The organism is Streptomyces sp. NPDC097981 (assembly GCF_040302565.1).
Taxonomy (GTDB): Bacteria; Actinomycetota; Actinomycetes; order Streptomycetales; family Streptomycetaceae; genus Streptomyces.
Window position 1 is genome coordinate 1 of sequence record NZ_JBEORW010000067.1, and the last position, 25,424, is coordinate 25,424.

A 25,424-nucleotide genomic window follows, 5' to 3' on the forward strand; every position below is an offset into this window, starting at 1 on the left:
GAATACACCTCACGAAAGTTCCGGCGTGCCTGTCGCAAGCTGGGCGTCACCCAGTCCATGGGCCGCGTCGGATCATGCTTCGACAACGCCGTCAGCGAGGCCTTCAACAGCGTCCTGAAGGTCGAGTACGTCCACCGGCGCACCTTCACCACCCGCACCGAGGCCCGGATCAGGATCGCGACCTGGATCACCGACTTCTACAACGCAGGACGGCTACACAGCGTGTGCGGCTGGAAGAGCCCAATCGACTACAAACACGACTACAAAGCCGGCCTCACCGAGGAACTGGCTGCATAGGAAGGCCTCCACGTTCGGAGGGGATTGACAAAAGAGCCATCGCCCGGATCAAGACCTGGCGCGTCCTTCGCAAAGCCCGGACGAGTCCCAACAACCTGACGTCCATCGCGAAGGCCATCCTCACCCTGGAGACTCACCGCTGAAAACGCTCAGTGACCGCTGGCATCTGTGGCACAACGTGTGCGAAGCCGCCCTGCGCGAGGTGAAGGCGCACAGCAACTGCTGGGCCACTGTGCTCGACGCACCCTTGTATGACGGGCCGCGAGCCAAGACCACGCTGGAACGCTGGCACCAGGTCCACGAGCTGCTCAACCAAGGCGTGGGCCTTCTCGAATGCGGCCGCCGCCTCCAACTGTCTCTGAACACCATCAAGCGCTATGCCCGAGCCGACCGGCCGGAGCGGATGCTCCGCGTCCCGAAATATCGGTCCAGCCTCGTCGATCCACACCGCGAGCACCTGCGCCGACGCCGGGCCGAGGAACCTGCTGTTCCGGTCCAGCACCTTTTCGAGGAGATCAAAGCTCTCGGCTTCACGGGCTGCCTCAACCTCCTGCACAAGTACATCAGCCAAGGACGCGCGGACGCCGACCGCAGCTCATCTCCCCTCGCAGGCTCGCCCGGATGCTCCTGAACAGGCCCGAGAACCTCAAGCCCGGACATCGCGATCTCCTGGATCAGCTGACCGCTGCCTGCCCCGACATGACCCACCTGGCCACCACCGTCCGGACTTTCGCCCCGTTTCTGAAACCTCAGCCCGAGAACGCCGACGCACTCGATCACTGGATCGCCCAGGTCCGTGCCGCCGACCTGCCCCACATACACGCCTTCACCCGCGGCCTCGAGCGAGACCGCGACGCTGTGATCGCCGCGGTCACACTCCCGTACAGCAACGGCCCGACCGAGGGGATCAACACCAAGACCAAGCGGATGGCCCGCCAGATGCACGGACGAGCAGGCTTCACCCTCCTCCGCCACCGCATTCTCCTCGGATAACACCACCCTCCGTCACCACCGAATGTGAGACAGAGCCGTTCGATTGACAGACCCCCTGGAGGACTTCATCGGACGCTCCGTGCACGAACCGAAGACCCTGCGCGGGCGCACGGTCCGGCTGCTCGGATTCGTCTCCGCAGGCAAGAGCCCGGACACCTGGTACCTCAACCGCCTGAAGCTCAGCTGCTGCGCGGCCGACGTACGGACCCTGCATGTGGAGATGCACGGCGCGAAGGCACCCGACAACGACACCTGGGTCGAGGTCACAGGCGTCTTGCGGGCCGAGCACGTCACCGTCGAGAACCCCGTCCCGGCCATGGAGGTCGGTGTCCTGAAGCCCGTCGGTCAACCGCGCAACCCCTACCACGACGCGCCGCCCACGGACGGCTGAGTCCTCGATCGGGGGCTGCCACGCCTCCTGGTCCCGCCCCGGCCCGGGCATCGATCCCATCGAGACCACGGCCGCCCACCGTGACCAATGGGTTTCCCTTGTCGGAGCGCCAAGGCAACGCTGTGGCCGAGCTCCGCAAGGCGCCAGCTCTTCGTTTCCTGGTGCACATGAAGGGCGTAAGCGCACACATGAGCATGTCAGCCCCCACTCTGGGGTGGGGGCCGACCGGTGAGGCGTTGACCTGCGCCGACGGTTTCCGCACTGCTGCCGTCGTTGAGGGCGGCGAGTAGCGCTCGGAGCCGAGGGCCGCTGCGCAGCCGGAGCAGACTGCGATGGTAGCCAGGTGGCAGGTGTGATCGACGCCGTCGCCGGCGGCGACGACCGCGCGATCTTGGTGGTGTTGCGCCGATCAGGTGTGGGTCCACCGTCACGCCAGGCGCGTCGGCGGTGTGTGGTCCGCGGAGTCAGCGCAGCTCGCGGGAGCGGCGCTGACTGTCGGGGCGTCGTGAGCGTCAGGCGGTTTCGAGCTTCCGGGTGATGAGTTCTTGGGCGGTGCGCAGCGACGTGGCTGTGCGCAGGTCGTCCTCAGTGAGGCGGATGTCGTACTGCACCTCCAGGGCGATCAGGGGTTCCAGGCCGAGCAGGGAGTCGACGCCGAGGTCGTTCGCGAAGTGGGCGTCGGCGGTGACTTCCTTTGGGTCGAGTTCCAGGATTTCGGCGATGGCGCGATGGCCGCAGAGAGCGGACTCTCGAAGTTGACGGTGGGCTGGATCTGGAAAGCCTTCCAGCTCAAGCCGCACCAGGTCGACACGTTCAAGCTGTCCAACGACCCGCAGTTCATCGACAAGGTCCGCGACGTCGTCGGCCTCTACCTCGACCCGCCGCAGAAGGCCCTGGTGCTGGGCGTGGACGAGAAGTCCCAGAAGCAGGCCCTGGATCGGTCGGCCCCGTGCTGCCGATGATGCCCGGCATGCCCGAGCGGCGCACCCCCGACTACCTGCGGCACTGGATCACCACCCTGTTCGCCGCCCTTGACGTGGCCACCGGCGAGGTCATCACTTCCATGGGCATTCACCCCTGTGACGGCACACACGCGACCGCGGCCTCGCGGCGAGCGACGACCTCTTGGCTGTGGCGGACCTGCTGGCCGCGACGACTTCGACTGGCGCAGTAGGCGCGGCGGCTATGCCGTACGCCGGTTGACCGACGCGCAGCTCTCCAACTACTGCGCTGCCCACTGACTGCACGACATCGCTGGCCGGCTCGAAGACGAGCGCACCTACCGTGCTCCTGTCGAACCGGATGCCCTGCTCAAGCAGCTGGACGAGCTCGCGGACTGGGAGCCCAGCGGCCACGAGGACTGCGACTGGAACGGCTCCTGGCGTTGGCGCGAGGTCGTCAGCGACCTGCGACGCCGCGCCGAAATGAAGCGGCGCGCCACACCGCTTCCTGACTCGCACCGCCCGCCCGGCTGTCTGTGAGGGCTGGGAGGGCTCGAGGGCCAGGTGGCTTACCTTGGGGACCAGTGTCGAGCGTGTTGACGATAGTGGGGCGGTAGTCCACCGGGCACATCTGCATCGTCCGGTTCGCCACCACGGTCGCCGCTGCACCGACACGGTGCTCTGCCGCCTGAGGCCGTCCACGGTGGAGGCGCTCGACTCTGCCGTTCTCACTCCGTGGGGGCTGCCGGAACGTGCGGGACGGCGCTGTTCACCTGCTGCATTTGCGGTGCTGAGCGGCGGCGCTGCTGGCGCAGCCAGACGTACAGCGCCAGGCACGGCAGCAGCAGTCCGCAGACGCTGAGGGTGAGGAACGCAGTGAAACTGCCGATGTGGCTGACCAGCCAGCCGAAGTTCTGCCCGAAGAAGCCCACCACGAAGGACAGCGGGAGAAACACGGTCGCGACGATCGTCAGCCGCTCCATCGTGGCGCTCTGCCTAAGATTGATCTTGTTCTGCTCGACCGAGATCACCGCGATGTTCGCTTCCAGAACGGTGGTCAGAAGGTCTCGTTGGGCAGCGACCTCCTCGTTGACCAGCAGCAAGTGGTCGTGCACGTCGCGGAAGTAGGGCAGGAGTTCGGTCGGTGTCGTGCCGGGGAGCAACCGTCGGGCGAGCACGGCGAGCAGCGGGTGCACGGCGCGGTAGAAGTCGGTTGCCTCGCGGCGCAGGGAGTAGATGCGCTCGGTCGGGGCGACCGCCCCGGAGAACACCGTGGCCTCGATCTGTTCGATGTCGCGTTCCAGCTCCGCGACGACGGGCGCATAGCTGTCGACGACCTGGTCGAGGATCGCCCACAGCGTCGAGGTACTGCCGGTCCGTAGCAGTTCGGGTCGGTGCTCGAGTCTGGTGCGGGCGCCGGTCAGTTCGCTGGCGATGCCCTGGCGAACAGTGATCACGAACTGCTCGGCAAGGAAGATGCTGATCTCGCCGGTGTCGATCTCCTCGCGCTCGTCGTCGTAGCGTGCGGTGCGCAGGATGATCAGCTCCGTGCCGTCCTCGTATTGCTCGGCCTTCGGCCGCAGGTGGAAGGCCTGGGCGTCCTCGACCGCGAGTTCGTGCAGTCCGAAGCTCTCGCGTACGCGGGTCAATTCCTCGGGACCTGGTTCGAACATGCCCAGCCAGACGAATCCGCCCTGCTTGCAGTGGGCGGCCGCCTCCTCCAGCGGCATGGGCCCCACGTGCTGTCGGTGCCCGTCCCGGTAGTGTGCGCAGTCGACGATCATGGTCTACCTCCTGGCGTCCGGCCGACTGCGCCGCCTGTCGTCGGCGGCGTAGCGCGCCATACACGCCCCGTAGCTACAAATGCTCCTCCGATCCGGCCGGAATTTCCCTACTGCGGGCCCGGAGACCGGCGCCGTGGGACAGAGCCCCCGCGTGGTTCGCCCCGAGCGCGCCGGCCGCAATCGGAGTTTTGGGCTGGGACTCCTCGGGTCGGCGCGCCCGGGCAGCTCCATGGCGGGTGGTGATCTGCTCGGTGCCTTCGAGGTCATCCGGCAGGCGTTTCGGGCGGCGGTCAGCTGAGCCGCTCAGACGCCCGCCAAGGCAGGCTGGGGAAGTGTCGGCCGAACTGCCATGCCGCAACGGCGATAGATGCGGCCTCGGCCGACGTTGGTACGCATGGCGGGATCGCCTCCAGGAAGGGGGGAAAGATCCGATGTATTCAGCCTGCGACCACACGCGACCACCACGCCCACTGGAGTGCCGTGACCAGCGCGATTCCCTTGTCCGGGCGCGCCACGTGCAGCGATTTGACCCGGCTCCTCGGGACGCCCAGCAGATTCTTCGTCTGCTGGTGGTACAGCAGCTGCACCCATGCTGACCAGGGAAAACGGTAGTTGTCGAGGCTCCTCGTCGGGGGCTGGTCCGGGAATGGTCCGGATCTTGGTCCGGGCGGCCTTCAGGCGGAGGTGATGGGGTGGGATGTTCTGGGAGTGATCGGGAGCGGCGGGCTGTCGCTGGGGGGAACCGTGGCGAACCCGAGCTGCGTACGGCCGTCGGATGCGGCTCGGCGCAGCTGCCTGGAGCGGCCTTGTGGCGGGCTCGATCACAGGGTGCCCCACCTCGTTCACAGGGCCGGGTCGGGTGGCCGAGGGGCAGACGCCGTGCGGCGGATTGCGACGACGGCCGCGTCGTCATCGAGGTGTGCGTCGACGTGGGCCAGCAGGTCGTCCTGGAGGTGACGTAGGAGTTCGTCGGGGTCGTCCATGGTCCACTGTGGCGCGCGCTCGGTAAATGGGTAGAAGCGTCCGTCGGTGTTGCGTGCCTCGATGACGCCATCGGTGTAGAGGAGCAGCAGGTCGCCGACCTCGAAGGGGAATGTCTGGACGTCGTAGTCTGCGATGCCGAAGGCCCCGCCGAATCCGATCGGAAGGTGGCTCGCCTCGGCCACGAGCAGGATGAGCCGATTGCCGCGGAGGATGAGCGGCGGCGGGTGACCGCAGCTAATGAGGTGGACGACCGGATCGTCGTCGGGGATGTCGAGCAGCAGGGCGGTGGCGAAGTCTTCGATGGTGTCCGGCTCGGTCTGTGACCGCCACTGGCGGGTGTCCCAACGGAACGCGGCGTCCAAGTGGACGGCGAGGCGGGGAAGGGTGGCCTGCCGATGAGCTGCTGCTCGGAAGGCACCGAGCAGCAGGGCGGTCTTGCTGATAGCGCCCAGACCACTGCCGCGCACATCGCCGATGAGGAGCCGGGTGCTGTGGTGGGCGGTGCGTGCGGCCGCGTACAGGTCTCCGCCCAGCTCGACTTCCTCCTCGGCGGGGATATACAAGCCGGCGATCTGCAGCGGGCCGGCGCGTGCGGGCAGCGGCTGCAACAGCACTCTTTGGGCTGCCTCGGCCACCGACCGCACCTGGTGCAGCTGCTGTTCGCGCCGGCCCCGCACCACACAGACGGTGACACAGACGGCCGAGACGACGATCAGGGCAGCGATCTGGGCCTGGATATTGGCGGTGCCCGAGACACCTCTGAGCACGCCGATCAGCACCTGGGCCGCTACCGCAAGAGCCCCCATTACCGCCGTCGTACGGGCGCCGGCGAACGCCACCGTGATCGCGGGCGCTGCCACGAGCAGTGGACCGAGGTGGATGTGCGGCGGAGACAATACATCCACTACACACACAGTGACGATCAGCCCGAGCGGGATCACAAGCAGCGCGGGCGCGTGCCCCGGCCGCCAGGAACGCCAGACGTCCAGCCATGCTCGAAGGGCCATGCGCCAAGCCTTCCACCCATTTCGGCAAGGTGTGACGCGGCGCTCCGTGGAGGGGTGTCCGTGGCGGTGCGAGACGGCACAAGAACGCGAAGAGTGCCCGACAGCCTCCCCCGCGCCTGAGGCGGCGTCCGCTGACAGGCGCTTGTCCCTCGTACTCACCGCGCAGCGGTTGTGATCGTGGCTGTCATGGAGTGACCAGGCTGAGGCGGTGAAACGCCTTCGGACGGCCGGCTGCCATGAGGGCGGCTGTTCACAGATTTATCGCGAAGCGGACCCGATGCCCGTGATCCGGCGGATCGCCGGAGAGCTTGGGCACACCCCGAGGCATTGCGGAACTGGATCCGTCAGGACGAGGCCGACCGCGGGGGGCGTGACGACCGGCTGGCAACGACGGAGAAGCAGGAGCCGGAGCCAGCTGCCCTGCGGCGGGAGATCGCTGACCCACGGCGCTCGTGCCGCGCCCCGACCTGTTCCGTATCCGGGACTGGACCACCGGCGCGTACGCGTACCGGGCCGAGCTGTACGCCTTCGCCCCGGACCCGATCGTCTCCCCGCGCCCCGTCGTCGACGAGGACCCCGGCCTCCCCGAGACCTGGTGGAAGGAGATGGTCTCCGCCCTGGACGCCCTCGCCGACGCCCCGCCGCCGGCGGACCGCGAGGCCGTACGCGAGGGGTATCTGCGCCGCGTCATCCCCGAGTTCACCGGCCACCAGGTCGACGACGTCACCTGGACCACCGCCCACAGCGACCTCCACTACGGCAACATCACCCGCGGCCCGCACATCCTGGACTGGGAAGGATGGGGCCGCGCCCCGTACGGCTACGACGCGGCCACCCTCTCCTTAGTACGCGCTGCCGACCCCCGACGCGGACGCCCGCGTCCGGACCGAACTGGCCCCCGTCCTGGACCGGCCCGAGGCACGCACCGGACTGCTGACCGTGTGCGCCCAGATCCCCAGGACCGCATCGACTTCTACGCCGAGCTGGCCAGCCCCGTCCGCGAGCACCTGGCCCACCCACCTGTAGCCGCGCACCCCCACATTTTGGATGTTCTGGCCCCACCCGCGCGCGAGTGGGAACAGGCTTTGACGAATGTGAGGGCCCAGACAGCGGTGGTGGGGAGAACATGGTGCGCCCAGGCGCGAGCACGGAAACGCGGGAGAAACAGGCCCGTGATCTGGAACGGCTGAGGGAGCTGCGGGCGATCGTCGAGCAGGCCCGACTGGCGGCGGACCAGGCTGAGGCCGCGCTCCTGGACGCCTCTGTCGAGCTCATGCTGGACAGGGCGCTGAACCCCGGGGTGCTTTGGAGACCTCGGAGATCGCGAACGCGTCTGGCATTCGTTCCCGGATCCTGAGCAAGGCCGCAGGCTCTTCGCCTCAGTATCCCGAACTGCTGGAGGTGGCAAAAGAACGGGAAGATGAGGTGAGCCTGCCAGCAGGGTAATCTGCCCCCTCACGCGCTCCAGGCTGGGGTGGAACTGGTGAGCAGGTCCCGTATCCGGTGGGACGTGCGGGTGGCCTCGGCCGCGAGGTCCTGGTCGAAGCCCACGAGAACGGTCAGCTCGGCGGTGATCTCGTCGGTCAGTTCCAGCGAGCGCAGGGTGTGCGGCATCGTCCGTGCGGCGTCCGCGATCACGGCCGAGTCCTTCGCGTCGGTCTTCGCCTCGCCCGGGTAGAGGTCGGAGATCCGCCGCATGGCAAGGCTCGGCGGGCGGGCGACCTGGCAGCCGGCGTCGCGGGCGAAGGTCAGCGGCAGGGCGCCGATGGAGGCGGGCTGGTCCATGACGGCGAGGACGGTGCCGAACTTGTCGCGGAGCTTGTTGAAGACGGCCCGCAGCTCCCTGACCGTCGCTCCCACTGCACCTGCCGCTCCAGCAACCTCCCATCACTTAAGAGGGCGATAAGTGCCAACTTGATCAGATCTGTTCGGCTATCTCGGAGTCCGAAGTCCGGATGTTTCGGGCGCACCTCTCCGCTGGCGAGACGGGGTCCGACCGTCAAAGCCGACCAGCGGGGACGATCGCGTGAAAACCGCAGGCGATAGCCCGCTGCCAGACGGATCAGATCGTCACCAAGTGCAGCGAACCAGCTCTTATCGTCCTCTAAGACCGACCGGCAAATGGATCACTTGAGGCGGCGTGTGGTGGGACGCTGATCCCAGCGGTAGTGAATGGTGGCGTGGCGGATCGGCATACGGAGAGTGACGACTGCTGCGGCCAGGTGGAGACAGAACTCGACGACGGTGCTGTTCTTCTCGGTGCAGCGTCGTAGCTTGCCGTAGCTGTTCATCCACGAGTGCGTTCGTTCCACGACCCACCGCTTGCCGGCCTGGATCGGAGCGGGCACGCCCGTGCGGGCGATCTCACCGGTGAAGCCCAACTCCCGGAGCAGAGCGCGGAACGTGTTGCCGTCATAGCCCCGGTCGTGACGTTCACGTCGTCCGGCAGTGGCCCGACCTGGTCCATGGCTGCGTGGAGAGTCGGTCCGAGCAGGGGTGAGTCGTGGCGGTTGGCTCCCGCTGCGACCAGGCCGAGCGGGACGCCGCGGGCATCAGTGGCGACCGAGCGTTTCAGGCCCTGCTTCCCGCGGTCCACCGGGGACCGGCCCGCACTCCGGCCGCCACATGGGGTCTTGGTGATGCAACCGTCCACGGATATCTCGGACCGTTCCAGGCCGATCACCCGGTCGTACGCTTCCAGAGCCAGAACGTGCACCACTTCGGATATCCCCTGCTCAGACCACTCTTTGACACGTCGACGGATGGTCCGGTCAGAGCATCCGGGGCTGGAGACCTGTTCGTAGCCCGAGCCGTGGACCAAAGCGAGCACCACGTGCTCGAACACAGTCCGGTCGGGGACACGGCGGCGGTGGCAGCCAAGCGGGTGGCCCGCGGCGAACTCCTCCCGCGCGGGCAGGAGCACCACGAACTGGTTCCAGAGGGGTTCGAGCAGGCAAGATGGCAGTGCGGGCACGGCTGTCCTTCGTGATCACTGAGCGTAGAGGCCTCTACTCGCTCGACCTGCACCGCGGCCAGCTGCGGCAGCAAGTCCCCCACCCTCACGACACACACAGCCAGACTGCCACCGTCAACCAGCCGACACCATAGGCAAGTTGAAGCGATCACCGATTACGAAATCTTGTAAGAGCCGAACGATTTTCGGCAATGCGGTGTGACTTTCGGCCGGATGGCGTGCCGTGCCGGGGCGGATGGGTAGCGTCACAGAACGGTTGCTGATCAAGGGAGAGGGGAGCGGCAGCGCATTGGGAGCGACGCGAAGGTGGGCGGCCGGCCTGGCCGCGGCGGTGGCAGTGGCAGCGACCACCGCTCTGGCCGCCGTGGCGCCCGATCATGCCCGAACGACGGCAGGGCCGGGCCAGCAGGCCACCGTGGCCGCGGGCCCGGAGCAGACGGCCGAGGCTCGGGACGGACGTCCGCTGGTGATCGCTCACCGTGCCGGGACGGCGGATTTTCCGGAGAACACGGTGCGCGCGATCGACGGCGCGCTCACGCACAAGGTGGACATGATGTGGCTGAGCGTGCAGGTCAGCCGTGACGGCGTTCCCGTCCTGTACCGGCCCGCCGACCTGGCGACCCTCACCGACGGCGCGGGAAAAGTCGCTGACCACGATGTTGCCGAGCTGACGGCCTTGAATGCCGGCTACCAGTTCAAGGACGCCTCCGGCGCCTACCCCTACCGCACCCACCCGACCCCCCTGCCCACGCTTGAGGAAGCGCTGCGGCGGGTTCCGCTGCGGATGGGCGTGCTGCTGGACATGAAGTCCGCCGATGCGCAGGTACTGGCGCCGGCGATCGCCAAGACCCTGGACGCCCTGCAGGGCCAGGGCCGCCCGGAGTGGCAGCGCGTTCGGTTCTACTCCACCGAGAAGCCCAACCTCGACGCGATGGTCTCCTACCCGCAGGCCCGGCTCTTCGAGGACCGCGACGCCACCCGCACCCGTCTGGTCACCTCACGCCTCGTCGGCGAATGCCTCAACCCGCCCCAGGCAGCAGCCTGGGCCGCGTTCGAACTGCGCCGTGATGTCACGGTGTCGGAGAAGTTCACCCTCGGCGAGGGGCTCAGCCCCGTCAAGCGCGCCCTGATGTGGGACCAGGACGCCGCCGCCTGCTTCCACACCCGTCCCCAGGTGAGGACCGTGCTGATCGGCATCGAGACCAAGGACGACTACGCCACCGCCTGGGGACTGGACGCCCATGCGGTGCTGACCGACTCCCCCCAGCGGATGATGAAGATCAAGAACGAGGCGCACCCGCCACCTCGCTGAGGAACGACGAGCACGGCCCCGTTACTGCCTCGGCAGGTGGGCGCCCCGCGTCCCGCCCGGCGCCCACCTGCCGGGCTCGGTCATTGTCAAGCGTCTGGTGGCACGGCGCGGTGACGGCGGGGCTGGTCACGCCGTGCGCGGCGCGGCACGGCTCGGCCGTGTGGCGGCTTTTGCCGGCTGGCGGTGCCTGGTGGTGACCGGCCGGCGGGACAACGCCGTTGACACGATCACGGTGAGGGGGTGCGGCCCGCGGTGTGCGGGCCGCACACACTGAGTTCAGGACGACCGCGCCCGTCGGAGGGAACGCCCCGGACGGCAAGAGCCACGTGCCGAGGGCTCGCGCTGCGCCGCAGGGGCGCTCCTGCCATCCCACCGTAGGAGGGCTCGGCGCCCGTCGGCTCTCGCCCGGGGCGGGCCGTGGCGTCGGCCGCCCTACGGTGGGGTGGCCGAGATCGCCGGCTGGGGACGGTCCCCGGCGCCCGCTTCCTTGAGTGCGCCGGTGCCGAAGGGGATCCAGGCGAGCCGGTGGCTGCTCGCGGCGGTGCCTGAGCGACCGACCGTCACCCGGGCGCCCCGGGGGACGACGGCGGTCAGCCGGACTCCCGGGAAGCCGGGGTCCCCGGGATCGGGCGGGGCCTGGCGGGACTGCACGCTGGTGCGGCGGTCGGTGCCGTCTGCCGACACGGTGACCGTCAGCGTCGGGGCGCCGTCCCCGGTGACGTCCTCTACGGCGATCAGATGGCCGATGAGGAAACCGTCCGTCTCGGTCGTGCAGACGAGCTCATCCGCCTCGCCCAGGTCGAACTCGGTGGGCAGCCGGGTGAGCGTCGCCCGCCCGCCCACCGTGAGGTCGTTGACGGCCAGGTCCGGGCGGGCGACCGTGACCAGGGTTGTCAGCGCGTACTCGGCCTCCGCCGCGTCCCCGCCTTCCTCCGCCCGCACCCGTACCACCAGCGCGAACGCCGTGTCGCGGTGCAGCGCCGGGGAACGCCAGAAGCGGACGCCGGTGACGTCGACCGGCTCGCCGTCGTGCAGCATCGTGTACGTGGCCGCGGGCAGGCTCTCGCCGCGCCAGGTCAGCTCGGCGGGGCAGCCGCTCTGGACCAGGATGTACTGCGGCCGGAAGTCGCCCACCGTGAAACCGGCGGGCACCTTGGCCAACGGCCACTCCTGGTACCGGGTTTCCCCGCCGCCCTCACTCCTCTCGGCCACGGTCAGCCTGCTGGTCCCGACCGCCGCGTTGACTGCGACGAAGGCGATCGTCAGCTCAAGCTGGTCTCCGAGCCCGAGCGGACGGTCGCGCCGCGGGGTGAGGACGAACGACTGGCTGTCGGCCTCGTACTCGAACCGCCACAGCCGGTTGTCATCGATCCGGGGCTCGGCACTGCCCGGGGTGGCCGTCAGCTCGTCGGGGCCGCTGCCGACCGGGAACGAGAAGCGGACCTCCTCGACGCGGACCGGGTCGTCCCGGTGGTTGGTGACGGTGATCCGCAGGGTCGCCTTCGCCGGGGTCGGTCCCTGCGAGACCTGGATCGGTGCCGGGTCGGTCTCCACCGAGTACGTGAGCAGACAGTCCACGGCGCTGTGCTCCGCCGCCGCGCCGGTCAGCCCCACGCCGGGCCGATGCCCAGGTACGCGTACTCGAACAACTGGGCGCCGAGCGGGAACGAGGCGACTTCCTCCCCGCTGGACACCGACATCTTCTTCACCGAGTCCCCGCGATAGCCGACGACGAAGAGGTGTTCGCCGTCCGGGGAGACCACGACCGAGTTCGGGCGTTCGCCCTCCACCCGGACGGAACCCACCACACTCGCCGTCGCGATGTCGACCACCCGTACGTCGGGGCCGAGATCCGCCGCGTAGAAGAGCCGGGAGTCCGGGGACGCCGCCACGCACGCCAGATCCCGCCCGACCTCGACCAGGCGCGGGCCGCCCCCGCCCGACGTACTCCTGAGGGCGACGAAGCTGCTGCCCGAGCTGCGGTTGACGAGGCCGAGCACGGTGCCGTCCGGGGTGATCGCCGCCTCCGTGGGCCGGGAGCCGCCGTCCGCGCGGCGGACCACCTGACGTGTCGCGGTGTCCACGACGGCCACGTCGTCCGTGGACCGGCACGTGACGTAGACGTGGCTGCCGTCGGGGGACGGCAGGAGGGCGCCGGTGTCACTGCCGACGTCCACCGGGATCGAGGCGCCGGTGGCGAGGTCGACCACCTGCACGTACGGTCCGTCGAGGCTGCCGACGTACGCGGCGGAGCCGTCGGGCAGGGCCCCCAGGCCGTACGCGTTCGAGCCGGCCGGCACCGTTTTGAGCGTGCCGGCGGTGACGTCGACGAGGGCGAGCTGCCCCGACTGGTACGTGGGCACCAGCGCGAGGAAGCCGTCAGGGGAGAAGGAAACGTTCTGGGACCGGCCGATCGAGGTCTGCCGGATCTGCTGCCCGGTGTCGGCGTCGTACACCCGCAGCAGCTCCTCCGTGCTGTCGACCACCCCGAGGAAGGTGCGGTACGGCCACCTGTCCCGCAGCAGCTTGGTGCCGGAGGTGACGCGGTGCCGGTCGGTGTCGCACTCGACGTAGCGCTTGCCGTCCGGGGCGACGAGGTAGCCGTTGCTGGTGGCCGGGTGGCAGAAGGCCGCAGCGACGCCGCCGTAGACCTCGGAGTCCGGGTACGCGGTATTGCGCCAGATGTCGCCGATCTGGCCCTGCAGCAGGACCTCGTCGAACTCGATGTCGTAGTTGACGCACCGGCTGCCGCGGAACAGGTGGATCGTGCCGTCGGGCGCTGGCAGGCCGGCGTCGATGCCGTCGGCGAAGTCCGGGGCGTCCTTTCGCAGTCCGGGGAACTTGTCCCCGATCGGCACCGGGCCGGCCCCGCCCACCGGCTCGTTCCGCTCCATGTCGTACAGGAAACAGGTCGAGCCCTTGAACAGGTACACCCGGGCGGTGGCGGTGGAGCACGCGGCGTCGAACCCGTTCAGATAGGCGCCGGGCAGGTTGGGCCACAGCTCACGCGCGGCGGCTCCGCGCGTCGGAGGGGCCACCGAAGCGGCGTCGTGCCGGACGGCCCAGCCGCCGCGGACCATGTGGATGCCGGCCCGGGTCTCGCCCGAGTCCGGGACGCTGAAGGCCGCGTCGATGCCGCGGGGTACGAGGCCGGCGGTGGTTTCGGTCATGCTGACGACTCCTTGGAGCGGGGAGGGAGGGGGAGGGCGGAGCGCCGTACGAGGGTTCAGGACGGGGGTTCGCGCAGCGGGCCCGTGCCGAACGGGAACCAGGTCAGGGCGGCGGTGAAGTTCTCGTCCCCCTTGCGGACCACCCGCACGGCCGAGCCCCGGGGCACGGGCACGAACAGGCTCGCCTCCTGGTTGTCGGTGCCGCCGCGGGCATCCCAGGACTGGGTCGCGAATTTCTGCCGCCGCAGGTTCGGCGGGGTGACGAAGACGTTCAGGTGCGCCGGGGCCCCGTCGAGGGTGGTCTTGATGTAGCCCGTGATCAGGCCGTCGGTGTCGGCGACGTAGGACCTGGGCTCGCTCTCGGTTCCCCAGTCGACCTCCTGGGCCTGGCCGAAGAGGCGGACGGTGCCGTTGGCTTCGAGGTCGCCGACCTCCAGATCGGGCATGTCGACGGTCACGGCCGTGGTCAGCCCGTACGTGACCGGCACGCCGTCCCTCTCCGTGGAGCCCAGCAGCATGAACGCCGTGGCGGTGGTGAGAGCGGGGGAGGTCCAGGAGCCGTTGCCGCCGGCGTCGATGAAGCCGTTGACCGGGCGGCGCTGATCGCCGTAGAAGATCTCGTAGTCAGGGCCCACCTCGCACTTCCAGGTCAGCGTCACCGTCTCGCCGTTGGGGACGACCACCCGGTCGGGGCGGAAGTCCTCCAGCATCGCGTTCGGGGCCGCCTTGGCAAGCCGCAGGGCGTCGGAGGCGCCACGCCGGAGCAAGCCGCCCGGTCCGTCGCCCTCGACAGCGCCTTCGCTGACGCCGAGGGTGACCGTGCCGACCGTCCGGTTCACCGCGACACCGGCGAGCGTGACCACGAGCCGTGCGCCCGGCTTGAGTTGGGTGCCGGGGCTGGCAGGGCGCATGTGGAACACTCCGTCGCCCCGGTGCTCGGCGGACCAGCCGACGTCGTCGGTGTGCGCCGTGATGGTCTCCGGGGTGGCGGTCAGTGCCTCGCGCCCGTCCCCGGTCGGCAGGGTCAGGGCGATCGTGCCGCAGGTGACCGGATCCGGGCCCGGGTTGGCCATGGTGATCCGCAGCGTGGCGCGGCCGGGTGCGTCCTCGTTGCCGACCCGCAGGGGGGCGGGGCTGGTGTGCAGGCTGTAGTGCAGGGCGGTGGTCACGAGGTGCTCCCGGTGGTCGGTGCCGGGCCCGGTGCGGACGGGTTCTGCCGGCCTGTAGCGGCCTCGCCCAGCGCGCCGGTGAGCTGCAGGAACCCGGTGCGGGCGGCGGGCGTGGCGTCCGACAGGGCGAGTGCGGTGTCGGGGGTGGTCAGCGGGAGGGTGGTCCATGACCCTGGGCCCTCGGCGGGGACCGTGCGGCTCGCGGCCACCGGCTCCGCCCAGGACCAGGTGCCCCGCCGCCCGGACGGGCCGGGCATGACCACGTGCTCGGTCGGCGCCGCGCCCTGCTCTCCGGGCACCATGCGGGTTCCAGCCAGCAGGGGACCCATCCGGAACGCCAGCCTCATCCGACCGAGGGGCTCGCGTACCCAGGTCGGCGGCAGCAGCAGCCTGCCCACCGGCAGGATGTCGCTGACGGCGTGGACGGCCGCCCACGGGTCCGCCAGCAGGGTCACCCAGGCGGTGCTCTGCTCCTCCTCGGTGCGTTCCGCACGCAGGCGCGCGGGCGCCGACGCGGGGCGCGCGGGCAGGGCGATCTCGTGGCCGTCGATGGGGACGGCGTACTCGGCGGCGGACCGCGTCTCCGGTACGGGGACGGCGTGCAGCCGGGTGTACTCGGTGCCGAGGAAGAACCCGGCGAGTCCGTCGCCGAGCGTCCTGCCGGCGCCCAGCCGGACGTTCCACAGGTAGCTGGTGAACTCCGGCGGCTCCGGGGCGATCACCTCGTTCCAGGACGAGGAGGTCATCGCGGGCCCGTCGAGTTCCAGGCGCAGTCGGGAGCGCAGCAGTGCCATCGGGCGGCCCACCAGCGCGGCCAGGCTGTCGTCGTCCCCGCCGGGCGCGGTCGCCGACATGGACCGGTCGACGACCTCCAGCAGCTGCCGGAAGGCGGCCTCCCCGCCGTTCAGCAGTCCGACGACGAAGCCGTGCAGGTGGGGCAGGTCGGAGGTGAAGGCCTGTCCGGACCCGGTCGCGGGATCGGGGTCGGGGTAGGGCGAGTCGGGGAGCGGGTACCAGGTGGCGATCTGCCGGTGTTCGGTGTCCAGTACGATCCGGACCTCGCCGAGGCCGTGGCCCTCCGGTGCGTGCACGAGCAGGGAGCCGGCCAGGTGGTTGGCGATCAGCCAGCCGCAGACCGGGCTCTCGCCCGCGGCCTCGCGCGGCCCGGCGTCCACGTCCACGCGGTGGTGGTCGTCCCGCGCGGAGACGAACTCGAAGCACAGCCGGGCGGGTTGGATGAGCCGGGGTGGCAGCTCGACGTACCGGTACTCGTTCTCCGGGAACACCGGGATGTCCGGGGTGACGCTGAGCGCGCGGTGCACCTCTTTCGAGTCCACGTTGTCGGGGCTGATGACCGCCAGTGACCGGCCGAATCGGTCGATGACGTGGAGCTGTTCGAACGCCAGCTGGCCGGCCCGGACCGGGCGGAACTCACGGGGGTCGGTGCCGGAGGCCGGCCCCGGGTCGGGTACCTCGCTCAGCGGCACCCGGGAACGGTTGTTGTCCACGAGGTCGGCGAGTGCCTCGGAGGGGACCAGGTTGAAGGCCGGCGAGTGCTGGGCCAGCCAGTGGTTGATCCCGTCGATGCGCTGCGACAGCTGGTCCCAGTCCTCGGCCTTGGCGCGCAGCTCGCGCAGCTTGGCGACGGGGCCGCGCGGGTGCGTGCCGGCGTGCTGCGCCAGCCGGGACCGGGTGTTGAAGCCGGGCAGCGGGCTGAGCAGGGCGCGCCCGGTCAGGACGCCCGGGTCGAGTACCGCGTTGGTGCCGTTCCAGCGGTAACGGGTCCCGTCGAAGCTCCAGTTGTCCTCGTCGCCGCTGCGGTACGGGGTGGGGTGGCAGTTCATCTTCCAGATCAGGTGCAGGGGCGACCACGGCTGTCGCCACGGCCGCGTCCAGCGGGCGATCACTCCGATGACGTGGGTGTCGGGCGCGGACAGTGCCTCGTCCAGGGCGGTCCTGCCGGGTTCGGCCCCCGGGGTGACGGCGGCCCGGTCGAGGAGGAAGAACTCTTCCAGGAGCGCGGCCAGCAGGGCGGGTTCGGGGAGCCCGGACAGATCGGGGGCGGGCGGGTCGGTGGGCGGCTGCGTCATCTCGCCGCCGATGCGGATCGCGGTCACCGTCTCGGCGGCGACGCGGCAGGGCAGGGCGTTCTCGTCGGTGAGGGGGCGGTCGAGTTTGGCCCCTCGAATGATCACCGAGGGGTCGGGTGTGCTGTGGAAGGCGGGGCCGGCGCACCGTTGGAGTTCCCGGCCCGGCGCCAGTTGGTTCCGTTCGGCGTAGTCCTGGACTGCGGCGGCCAGCTCCTCGGCGGTGTCGCCCCACGGGATGCGGGAGCGCAGGCCCCCGTCGCCCGCGTCATGTGTACCGCCGCCGCCCCCGTTGCCGAAGACGGTGGTGAGCTGACCCCGGACCTGCTGGGCGAGGCTGCCCTGGACGTCGGGTTTCAGCTGCTCGGCGCAGTCCCTGGCCCAGTCCTCCGACGGCAGGTTCTCCAGGCCCTTCAGCCACCACAGCCCGTACAGGCGCCGCTGGAGGTGGGACAGTTCCCGGCAGGCGGCGTCGTGCTCGTCCTGCACCTCGTTCAGCTCGGCCAGCCACTCCCGCTCCTCGGCGATCTGCTGCGGGGTCCGTTCCGGCCAGGCGCCGTCCGGCGGGGCGGGGCGGTCCACGATGCGCCAGGTGTAGCCGCCGGGTTCGGCACCGAACCAGGTGCGCCGGGTGGCCTGGTCGAGGGCGTCCTCACCGCCGTCGTCGAGGACGTCCAGCAGGTCGTAGGCGAACGCTTCCCACAGGAGCGCCGCCTCGGGGTCGTCCTGGGCGGGCGGGTGAAAGGCGGTCTCGGCGTCGGTGACGATGTGCCCGACCGCGACGTCGACGTCGCGGACATCGGGCTTGTCGGACTCGGGGCGGTCGCCTTCGGGCTCCCAGCGCAGGCCGAGTGCGGTTCCCGCGCAGAAGGACCGGGTGGGCGTGAGCGCGGGGTCGGCGGTGGACCACCGCAGGTGCTCCAGCAGCGCCCCGACGTCCCCCTCCGGCGGAGCGTGCAGAATGTCCCAGGTCGCGTCGGAGTACCAGCCGGCCACGGCGTAGCTGATGAGGGAGGGCTCGGTGAGCCCGCGCAGCGGGTCGTGGAGGGAGAAGACGTTCTCGTTGTACGGCTGGAACGTGGCGAAGGTGGGCAGCCCCGGCCCGACGGCGGTGAGGAACATCCGGCGTCCGCCGGGCTCCGTCCAGGGGCCGCCGGCGAGGTCGTGGGCGCGGCCGATGTACGTCTCCACCAGGCCCTCGGCGAAGGGATCGAGGAAGGCGGAGGTGCCGTCGTCGTAGCAGAGGTAGTCGCTGTCGACGACCCAGCCGGTCGCCGTGGGCGTCTCGCCGGGCCGTGCGGCGGGCCGGCTGTAGCGGACGACGAGCCATCGGTTGGGGACGGCCGGGAACTCCAGCCGGCCGGCAGGCCCGTCCTGCCTGCCGCGCCGCAGCGCGTCGGGAAGCAGCCAGTGCAGGTGGACACCGAGGTCCGGCTTGCCCGCCGCGGAGCCCTGGAACGGGTCGGGCTCGGGCGGATACCGCCGGTCCAGCCGGTCGAACTCGGGGTACCAGCGGCGGTGGGTCTCGTTGTCGCGGACGCGCCTGTTCACCAGGAGCGCGTCCACCTGGACGGGGACGATCAGGGGCGGTTGGGAGGCCATGACGCGGTTCCTCACTGTCGGCCGGACGGGGCACCGGGCTGGGCGGCGGGCTGGGCGGGGGTGAAGGCGATGCGCTGCGGGGCGTTGACCAGCTCCACCGCGAACGCGCCGGGGGAGAGGTCCTCGTCCGGGCCGAGCTGCCCGGCCGCCCGCAGGACCGTGCCCAGGGCGGGGACCAGCGGATCGGCGCCCGCGGCGAGATCGAGGACCTCCGGCTCCCCGCCTTCGGTGACGGGACGCAGGAAGCGGCTGACGCCCTCCTCGCCCGTCGGCGGGAAGACCGCACCGTCGCCGAGGGACTCGCCGACCGGTTCGGTGAGCCTGCGCAGCCCGATGCGGTCCTCGCCGTCGATGCCGAAGTGGATGCCCTCGTGCGGCTCGCGCAGGCGTACCTCCTCGGGGACGCCGTCGAAGAGGCACAGCAGCAGGTCGGGTCCGATGACGATCCGGTGGACGATGTCCAGCAGCTCCCCCTCACCGCCATCGGGGGCGCGCAGGCGCGGCTCGACGATGACGTCGGGCCACGACCGGACGAGCGTGGACCTCATCAGCAGTCCGGCCAGCGGCTCCGCCGCGGTCAGCGCCTCCCGGGCGAGCCCGTTGACGGCGGTGTCGAGCGAGGTGCCGAGGCCGGTGCTGAGCACCCCGTCGCGCAGCGCCTCGCACCACTGTGCGTCGACGTGGAAGAAGCGCAGGCTCTCGGGCGGCAGCATCCGGGCGTCGGGCACCAGATGGGTCAACGGGGCGGCGGCCAGAAGCCGCACCTGGTCGACCGCGCTCATCAACGGGCCGATGTGGTCGGCCAGCGCGTGCCGCAGCCGCTCCCGCGGCCCGCTGTCCCGCGGCCCGCCGTCCTGCGCCGTGTCGCCCAGGAGCGTCTCGACGGCCGGCGGCCGGGGTACGCCGCCCGCGCGGCGCCGCGGCGTGGACGTTCCCGGGCGCGCCCGGGACCCGGCGGTTGCAGCGGCGTGCACACGGTCGCCGAGCCCGCCCTCGATCAGCTCGTGGAAGCGCTCGTGCGCCGGCCCCGCGCCGAGTGGCGTCGCCGTACGCATCAGGGCGCGCCCGGCGATGTGCCGGGCCCGGGACCGGAAGGCCGACAGCACGCTCGCCAGGTTCTGGTCGGACAGGGCGAGCGCCCGCCCGAGGGCGAAGGCGACGGCGTAGCCGACGTCGAAGACCCCGGTGTCGGCGACGTAGACCAGCGCCTCGTCCACGGCCCGCCAGCCTTCGGCGGGCCGGGGCACGGACTGGGCCACGACCGGCGTGAACGGGCCGCGGTACCAGGCGAAGGTCCGCTCGCCCGACGGCAGCCCGTAGTCCACCGGCGCGTACCCGAGGTCGAGGCGCTCGGTGGCGGTGCTCCGCGCGCCCGTGGGCTGTTCGTACGGCAGGCGCAGGCCCAGGCCGGCCGGGTCCTCGGCCAGGCGCCGGACGAGCGCGTCGAAATGACCGGTGGGATCGGGCCGCGCCTCGAAGGACCACGCCAGCAGCGACACCAGCCGTACGACGGACTGCTCGGGCCGCCCGCCGTCGACGTGGTCGGCGAACCCCTCCAGCGAGACCAGGTGCGCGGCATGGCGTCCGGCGGTACGGGGGAACCGGTTGGCGACGACCACGGAATGGTCGCCCACCTCCAGGACCTCCCCGGAGGCCAGCCGCACCGCGGATGCCTGCCGGTCGCGGACCTTGCGCACATGGCACAGGAACGGCAGGTCGGCGCGGCGGGGCACGAGGGCGGCGAAGACCTCGGCCGGCACGTCGATGGTGGTGCAGGTGCTGTCGTGCAGCTCGGCCGGGACGTCGTCGAGACGGATGCCGGGGACGAGGACGCCGGTGTCGCCGGGGGTGAGGAGGTCGCGTACGGTCCGGGAGTCGACGTGCCCCTGGGCCTTGGGGTCCCCGGGCAGTTCCTCCTCGGCGAACAGGAGCAGCGCGAGCCAGGGGAAGCCGGTCTCGGAGGGGTCGAGGGTGCGCTCCCACGGCAGGATCAGCCGGTTGAAGGTGATGTGCGGCAGGACGCGTTCGAAGGAGCCGACGGCGGCGGGGGCCGGGTGCAGGGCGTGGACGAAGGATCCGTCGAGCGTGAACTGGGGCGCCCGGATCTCGAACTCCTGGCGGACGGGCGGCAATTTGTCGGAGCCGACCTTGTCGCCGGTCACCTCGTGTTCGAGCGTGAGCTGGTAGAGCCCGGCGGGCGCCGGCGCCACGTGGTCGTCGTGGAAGTGGATGTCGAACCGGGGCGCCGGTGTGTCCCCGGAGCGGTCGGGCTGGGCCATGGCGGATTCCCTCGCGTGGTTCAGGTCGTCAGGGGTTCGGCGGTGAACGTGTTGTCGGCGAGGGCGGCGAAGCCGTCCAGCCGGTCGTGCGAGGGCGGTGCCACACCGAGCGCGGTGAGTTCGGCGTACAGCGCGTCCCGGGCGGGCACCGTGGTCGTGGCGATCCCGGCGGCGATCAACGAGACGGGGGTGGGCCGGCCCGGCTCCCAGCGCTGCGGGACGGGTCCCGTGGGCCGGTCGGCCGGACCGATCGGCAGGGTGTCGCTCGGGTCCAGCTCCTCGAAACCGAGGGAGACGTCGGTCATCCCGCCCGGGGTCGGGCCGTCCACCGGCTTCGGCACGGTCACGCCGAGACCGATCAGCTGGTCCTTGAGCAGCCCGGACGCCGAGGGGTCCGGGTCCACCGGCTCGCCGGTACCCCACAACGCCTGCGGGACGTTGGCCTTGACCGGCTTGAGCAGCCAGCGCCGCTCCTCGGGTACGGACGGGTCGAAGGGGTCGAACGGCTCACTGCCCAGCAGCACCGTCAGGCGGTGCACGGACGACAGCCCGGTGGCCTCCATCGGCCGGACGTCGAGGGCCTTGCCTTCCTCCCGTCCCGACCCGGACGTAGCCTCCGAGGCCGGCAGGGCAGTGGCCGTGGCGAAGGAGAAACCGTCGGCGGAGACCACCCAGCGGTCGTCCCCGGCGTTCGCGCGCCGGGCCCGGGTGCCCTCGTCCTCCGGCAGGATCCCGGTGAGCGCAGTGATGCGCAGCATCTGGTCGCGCGCCGGCAGCTGCTCCTGCATCTCGGCCCAGCCGACCGGATCGGGCCTGCGGTCGCCGCTCGCCCCGAACGCCACGTCGAAGTCGATGCACCACAGATGGACGGTGGCGATACCGCCTACCGGCGGCCCCCACAGGTCGAGGTCGACGCCGACCTCGCCGCGCACGGTGAACAGCCACAGGTCGACCGCGAAGCCGATCCGGACCCCGACGCCGAGCCGGAAGTGGAAGGGCTTCCACTGGATCAGTACGTCCATCCGGGCGGTCAGCCATGCGTCGACGATCCCGGAGTGGAACGACACCTCCAGCCGTCCGCCCGCCATGAACGCCGACGGGGTCAGCGCGCAGTATGCCTCGCCGCGGACCGTGACGCAGTCGGAGATGCCCCACGTGTAGCCGAGCCGCGGCACGACGGGGTAGTGCTCGGGCCGCTCGAACCCCTGGTGGTAGCCGCCGAGCGTGAAGACGAAGTCGCCCTCGTGCGACCCGGCGAACCAGGTGCGGTACGCGAGCCCGCCCGTCAGCCGGCACTCCGGGTCCAGGACGTACGACTCCGGCGTGAGCTCCGCCGCCAGCGCCAGCATGCCGTCGCGAGAGGTGTACAGCGCCTGGAGGGCGAGCTGGACCCGGGCGTACGTGGGGCCGCCGGAGCCGCGCCGGACCGGGAACGCGGCGGTGGCCAGGCCCAGGATGGCGACGGTGAACTCGTCGCGGAACTCGACCAGGGCCAGGGCCTGGCCCTCGACCAGCTGGAAGACGGTGAAATCCAGGCCGAGGGCGAACCACAGCCGGCCCTGGGCCGGGGTCAGCCACGGAGGACGGCCGCCACTGCCGTCGAGGAGATCGTCCAGGACCTCCAGGGGCGGGCGCTCCTGCCCGCCGTGGCCGAGTTCGGCGATGAACGGGAAGGACGGGGTCTCGCTCGGCGCGGGAACGCGGACCGCGCTGTTGTAGCCGAAGCCGGCGGCGATGCCGCGGATCTGGAACGGGGGCGGGCCCAGTCCCTTGCGGCCGGCCAGGACCCCGTACAGGAACAGGGAGGGGTAGCCGTCCTCGGTACGGGCGTAGGCGCCCAGCACCTTGATGCTCGCCACGCGCGCCTCGATCACGGCCATGCCCGCGAACAGCATGTCGTAGGGCGGTTCGGCCTGTTTGACGAGGAAGGCACCGCCGATCGTGAGCGGTGGGACGTCGTAGGTGAGCCCGAGGCCGGCGAGGGCGGGACGGAAGGACCAACTGCCCTGGCCGAGGTCGACGGTGAACCCGAGCGCGGAGGCGCTCAGTTCGAGCCCGCCTGCGTCGATCGTGGCGTCGATGGTGATCCTGGCGGTGCCGTCGGTGTACGACAGCCCGATCCCGGAGACCCGCAGCGGGCCGAACGTGGCGTCCAGGGGGATGCTGGCCTGGGCGGGGACGTCCTCCGGGTCCTCGCGCGGGGTGAGCTGCCCGCGTGGCGGCGGGGGCGGGGCCGGGGTGGGCGGCGGCTGGCGGCGGCGCAGCGGATGGACCAGGCCGTAGTTCTTCACGGTCGTGGCGATGCCACCGATGACGGCCAGGGACGCGCCGGCGGACAGGGTGCGGCTGGGCAGACCCAGCTGGACCCCGACGTTGGCCATCAGGTCGTTGAGGGCCCTGACCTTGCGGACCTTGAGCGCCGCGGAGAGGTGGAACGCCTGGAGGCCCGCGAAGACGAGATCGCCGTCGACGGGGGCGTGGTCGCCGATCGACGGAAGGTCGCCGAGCCCCGCCTCGTACACCCCTTGCAGCAGGACGGCGCGCATCCGGGGCCCTGCCGCGCCGGTGCCGGCCCGCTGCGGAAGCGAGGCGAAGGCGAGCTGGACGTGCTCGGTGCGGGCCGAGAACACGAATGCCTTCTTGTGCTTGTCGTACGCGAACGCGACCTGGGTGAGGACCGGGACCAGCGCGTCGGGGAGGTCGGCGGGCGCAGTGCCGATCGCGTGGGCGACGTCGTTCCAGGACACGCCCTCCTCGGAGGACCAGTCGCCGACCAGCGTGGTGTCCTGCACGGAGGCGGTGAACTCCATCGTCTTCCGCTCTCCGTCCGCGCCGGAGAACGTGAGCACGAGCGCGGCGGACAGCCCCTGGGCCCCGGCGGCCAGCACCAGGTGCGGAGCGAAGGAGTCCTCTTCACCGGAGTCGGCCTCGGTGGCCGGGAGGGTGAAGTCCAGTGCCATTCCGGTCACGGTCTGGGCGGGGTCGATCGTGAAGGAGACGAGGACCGGGCAGGGACCTTCGACGACGTTGAACGAGTACGTGCCCGCGACGGTGACCTCGCCGCGGTTGGGGATCGAGCCGCCCACGGTGAGATCGGACGTGGTCAGCCAGGTCTCCAGCAGCGGACCGATGCCGGGGATGTCCCCGAGCCGGTCCACGGGCAGCAGGAAGTCCCCGCCGGGGTCGGGAAACAGATCGAGCAGGTCTTTGAGCGACAACGCCATGGGTTCTCCCGGGCCGGCCTGGGCGGTGATCGTGGAACCGGACCGCATCGTGGCAGCGGGCGAACGGACGCTGAGGCATGTCGCGGCAAAACCGCATCAAAACCGGCTATTTCCGGACGATCATTACTTCCGGGCATAGGGAACGGCCGTTGCGCCGGGCATGCCGACGGCATAAGTCTGACGCGGGTGCCCAGGGCGCGGCGACAACCCGGCACGGACGACGCGAAATCACCCGGCGCGACGGAGGGCGCACGAACTGCACCAGGGGGTGCGCGGAGCGCGAGGAGAGCGGGAAGCGGGGTGCGCCGTCGCCTTCGGCGGACCCCGTGTGCAAGGAGCCGGTTCCCGGGCTCAGCCGACGCCGCGGTGCCGACGTGGGCGCCGAGTCAGCTCTGTTGGGTGTTCCTCCTACGCTCCCGGGTGGTGTCGTCACCGGGGACGGCCTCGCTCTCCGGCTCGCCTCGGCGGCACCACCGCCGTCCGCCCGCGCACAGTGGAAGCCTCTTTCGAGGCCGACGAGGCACCGCCACATCTGCTCACCGAGGACGAAGGGCGTAGCTCCATTCGAGGGACGGCCCTACCTGCCTGACCCGCCGGCTCCGGAAGGCCCCCACGCCCCGCAGCCGAGTCGAACCGGCAAAAGCACAGATCAGCCGGTCCTCGAAGAGCGCTACACCCGATGCGGTTCGCGGACATGCACGGATGCTGGTCGCGTACGCGTCGGGCCGCCTCCCCGCAGGGCATCCCTCACCGAGGCCCTGCGGCCTCCCACCCCTGGTGCGCGGCGTGGACGCGGTGCCACAGATCCGCTCGCGCGGCGGCATCGACATCGGTCAGGTTCAGGTGGAACACGCCGGCCAGGACGTCGTACCAGTCGTCGGCCGAGTCAATGGTCCGCTCGTCCGTGCCATCGGCATCGATCCGGCGCAGCACGCAGCCGCGGAGCATGTCCACGCCCTTGGCGTCGCGTAGCTGGGCCTGGAGGACACGTACGAAGCCGGACTCGGGGGAGGCGGACAGGTAGGCGTGCTTCGCGGCGAAGGAGGACAGCTCCACGGGCTCCGGCGCGAAGACCATCGCAGTGAAGGCACCGCGGGGATCATGAGTGAACCGCCAGCCGCCGGGCACCGCCACCGATGGAGCCATCGCGTAGGTGAACGGCCCCTGCGTGTAGCTGCCTTCACGCAGCGGCAACGGCTCGTACATGCCG

15 protein-coding genes and 4 pseudogenes are annotated in these 25,424 nt (G+C 70.8%); 6 read left to right on the forward strand and 13 right to left on the reverse strand.

Annotation, left to right across the window (positions count from 1 at the left end; all coding sequences use genetic code 11):
* From ABTY04_RS36980 to ABTY04_RS36990, 3 genes and pseudogenes are all read left to right on the forward strand, one after another.
* The coding region (locus tag ABTY04_RS36980; protein WP_352217823.1) for an integrase core domain-containing protein at nucleotides 1-297 on the forward strand (297 nt) is incomplete at its 5' end.
* 148 nt (nucleotides 298-445) lie between these two features.
* A pseudogene (locus tag ABTY04_RS36985) lies at nucleotides 446-1,290 on the forward strand (transposase); the annotation flags it as partial.
* Between the two features lie 43 nt (nucleotides 1,291-1,333).
* Nucleotides 1,334-1,681 (forward strand): TIGR03943 family putative permease subunit, encoded by a 348-nt coding sequence (locus ABTY04_RS36990; RefSeq protein WP_352217824.1) that lies wholly within the window; start codon nucleotides 1,334-1,336, stop codon nucleotides 1,679-1,681.
* Nucleotides 1,682-2,193: 512 nt separating this feature from the next.
* On the opposite strand, the gene ABTY04_RS36995 is transcribed toward ABTY04_RS36990, so the two are convergent.
* Entirely contained in the window at nucleotides 2,194-2,481 is a 288-nt protein-coding gene (locus ABTY04_RS36995) for an acyl carrier protein (protein WP_352217825.1), read from the reverse strand.
* Here ABTY04_RS36995 and ABTY04_RS37000 point away from each other — a divergent pair.
* A pseudogene (locus ABTY04_RS37000) lies at nucleotides 2,410-2,738 on the forward strand (IS630 family transposase); the annotation flags it as partial. The gene ABTY04_RS36995 and the pseudogene ABTY04_RS37000 sit on opposite strands and share 72 nt — an antisense overlap.
* Before the next feature lie 612 nt (nucleotides 2,739-3,350).
* Here ABTY04_RS37000 and ABTY04_RS37005 read toward each other — a convergent pair.
* The 3 genes from ABTY04_RS37005 to ABTY04_RS37015 form a co-directional block, all read right to left on the reverse strand.
* Nucleotides 3,351-4,406 (reverse strand): magnesium and cobalt transport protein CorA, encoded by a 1,056-nt coding sequence (locus ABTY04_RS37005; RefSeq protein ID WP_352217826.1) that lies wholly within the window; start codon nucleotides 4,404-4,406, stop codon nucleotides 3,351-3,353.
* A 437-nt stretch (nucleotides 4,407-4,843) separates the two neighbouring features.
* Nucleotides 4,844-4,993, reverse strand: a complete 150-nt coding sequence (locus ABTY04_RS37010; protein ID WP_352217827.1) for a hypothetical protein — start codon at nucleotides 4,991-4,993, stop codon at nucleotides 4,844-4,846.
* Nucleotides 4,994-5,248: 255 nt separating this feature from the next.
* Nucleotides 5,249-6,397, reverse strand: a complete 1,149-nt coding sequence (locus ABTY04_RS37015) for a PP2C family protein-serine/threonine phosphatase (protein WP_352217828.1) — start codon at nucleotides 6,395-6,397, stop codon at nucleotides 5,249-5,251.
* A gap of 452 nt (nucleotides 6,398-6,849) precedes the next feature.
* Here ABTY04_RS37015 and ABTY04_RS37020 point away from each other — a divergent pair, with 452 nt between their 5' ends.
* Nucleotides 6,850-7,587: a hypothetical protein gene (locus ABTY04_RS37020; protein ID WP_352217837.1), complete on the forward strand. Its 738-nt coding sequence runs from the start codon at nucleotides 6,850-6,852 to the stop codon at nucleotides 7,585-7,587.
* A gap of 260 nt (nucleotides 7,588-7,847) precedes the next feature.
* Here ABTY04_RS37020 and ABTY04_RS37025 read toward each other — a convergent pair.
* Nucleotides 7,848-8,239 (reverse strand): annotated as a pseudogene (locus ABTY04_RS37025) (IS110 family transposase); the annotation flags it as partial.
* Between the two features lie 284 nt (nucleotides 8,240-8,523).
* Nucleotides 8,524-9,371 (reverse strand): annotated as a pseudogene (locus tag ABTY04_RS37030) (IS5 family transposase).
* Between the two features lie 466 nt (nucleotides 9,372-9,837).
* On the opposite strand from ABTY04_RS37030, the gene ABTY04_RS37035 reads away from it, so the two are divergent.
* Nucleotides 9,838-10,683: a glycerophosphodiester phosphodiesterase family protein gene (locus ABTY04_RS37035; protein WP_352217829.1), complete on the forward strand. Its 846-nt coding sequence runs from the start codon at nucleotides 9,838-9,840 to the stop codon at nucleotides 10,681-10,683.
* 432 nt (nucleotides 10,684-11,115) lie between these two features.
* On the opposite strand, the gene ABTY04_RS37040 is transcribed toward ABTY04_RS37035, so the two are convergent.
* From ABTY04_RS37040 to ABTY04_RS37070, 7 genes are all read right to left on the reverse strand, one after another.
* Nucleotides 11,116-12,297, reverse strand: coding sequence for a hypothetical protein (locus ABTY04_RS37040; RefSeq protein WP_352217830.1), 1,182 nt, complete (start codon nucleotides 12,295-12,297; stop codon nucleotides 11,116-11,118).
* Complete coding sequence (locus tag ABTY04_RS37045) at nucleotides 12,288-13,853, reverse strand: cell surface protein (protein ID WP_352217831.1); 1,566 nt, start codon at nucleotides 13,851-13,853, stop codon at nucleotides 12,288-12,290. Before ABTY04_RS37045 ends, ABTY04_RS37040 begins: the two co-directional genes overlap by 10 nt.
* 56 nt (nucleotides 13,854-13,909) lie before the next feature.
* Nucleotides 13,910-15,022 (reverse strand): hypothetical protein, encoded by a 1,113-nt coding sequence (locus tag ABTY04_RS37050; protein WP_352217832.1) that lies wholly within the window; start codon nucleotides 15,020-15,022, stop codon nucleotides 13,910-13,912.
* Entirely contained in the window at nucleotides 15,019-18,711 is a 3,693-nt protein-coding gene (locus tag ABTY04_RS37055; protein ID WP_352217833.1) for a hypothetical protein, read from the reverse strand. The genes ABTY04_RS37050 and ABTY04_RS37055 overlap by 4 nt, the downstream gene beginning before the upstream one ends.
* An 11-nt stretch (nucleotides 18,712-18,722) precedes the next feature.
* Nucleotides 18,723-20,990, reverse strand: coding sequence for a hypothetical protein (locus ABTY04_RS37060; protein WP_352217834.1), 2,268 nt, complete (start codon nucleotides 20,988-20,990; stop codon nucleotides 18,723-18,725).
* A gap of 20 nt (nucleotides 20,991-21,010) precedes the next feature.
* Nucleotides 21,011-24,214: a DUF6603 domain-containing protein gene (locus ABTY04_RS37065; RefSeq protein ID WP_352217835.1), complete on the reverse strand. Its 3,204-nt coding sequence runs from the start codon at nucleotides 24,212-24,214 to the stop codon at nucleotides 21,011-21,013.
* A gap of 747 nt (nucleotides 24,215-24,961) precedes the next feature.
* The coding region (locus tag ABTY04_RS37070; protein WP_352217836.1) for an arylamine N-acetyltransferase at nucleotides 24,962-25,424 on the reverse strand (463 nt) is incomplete at its 5' end.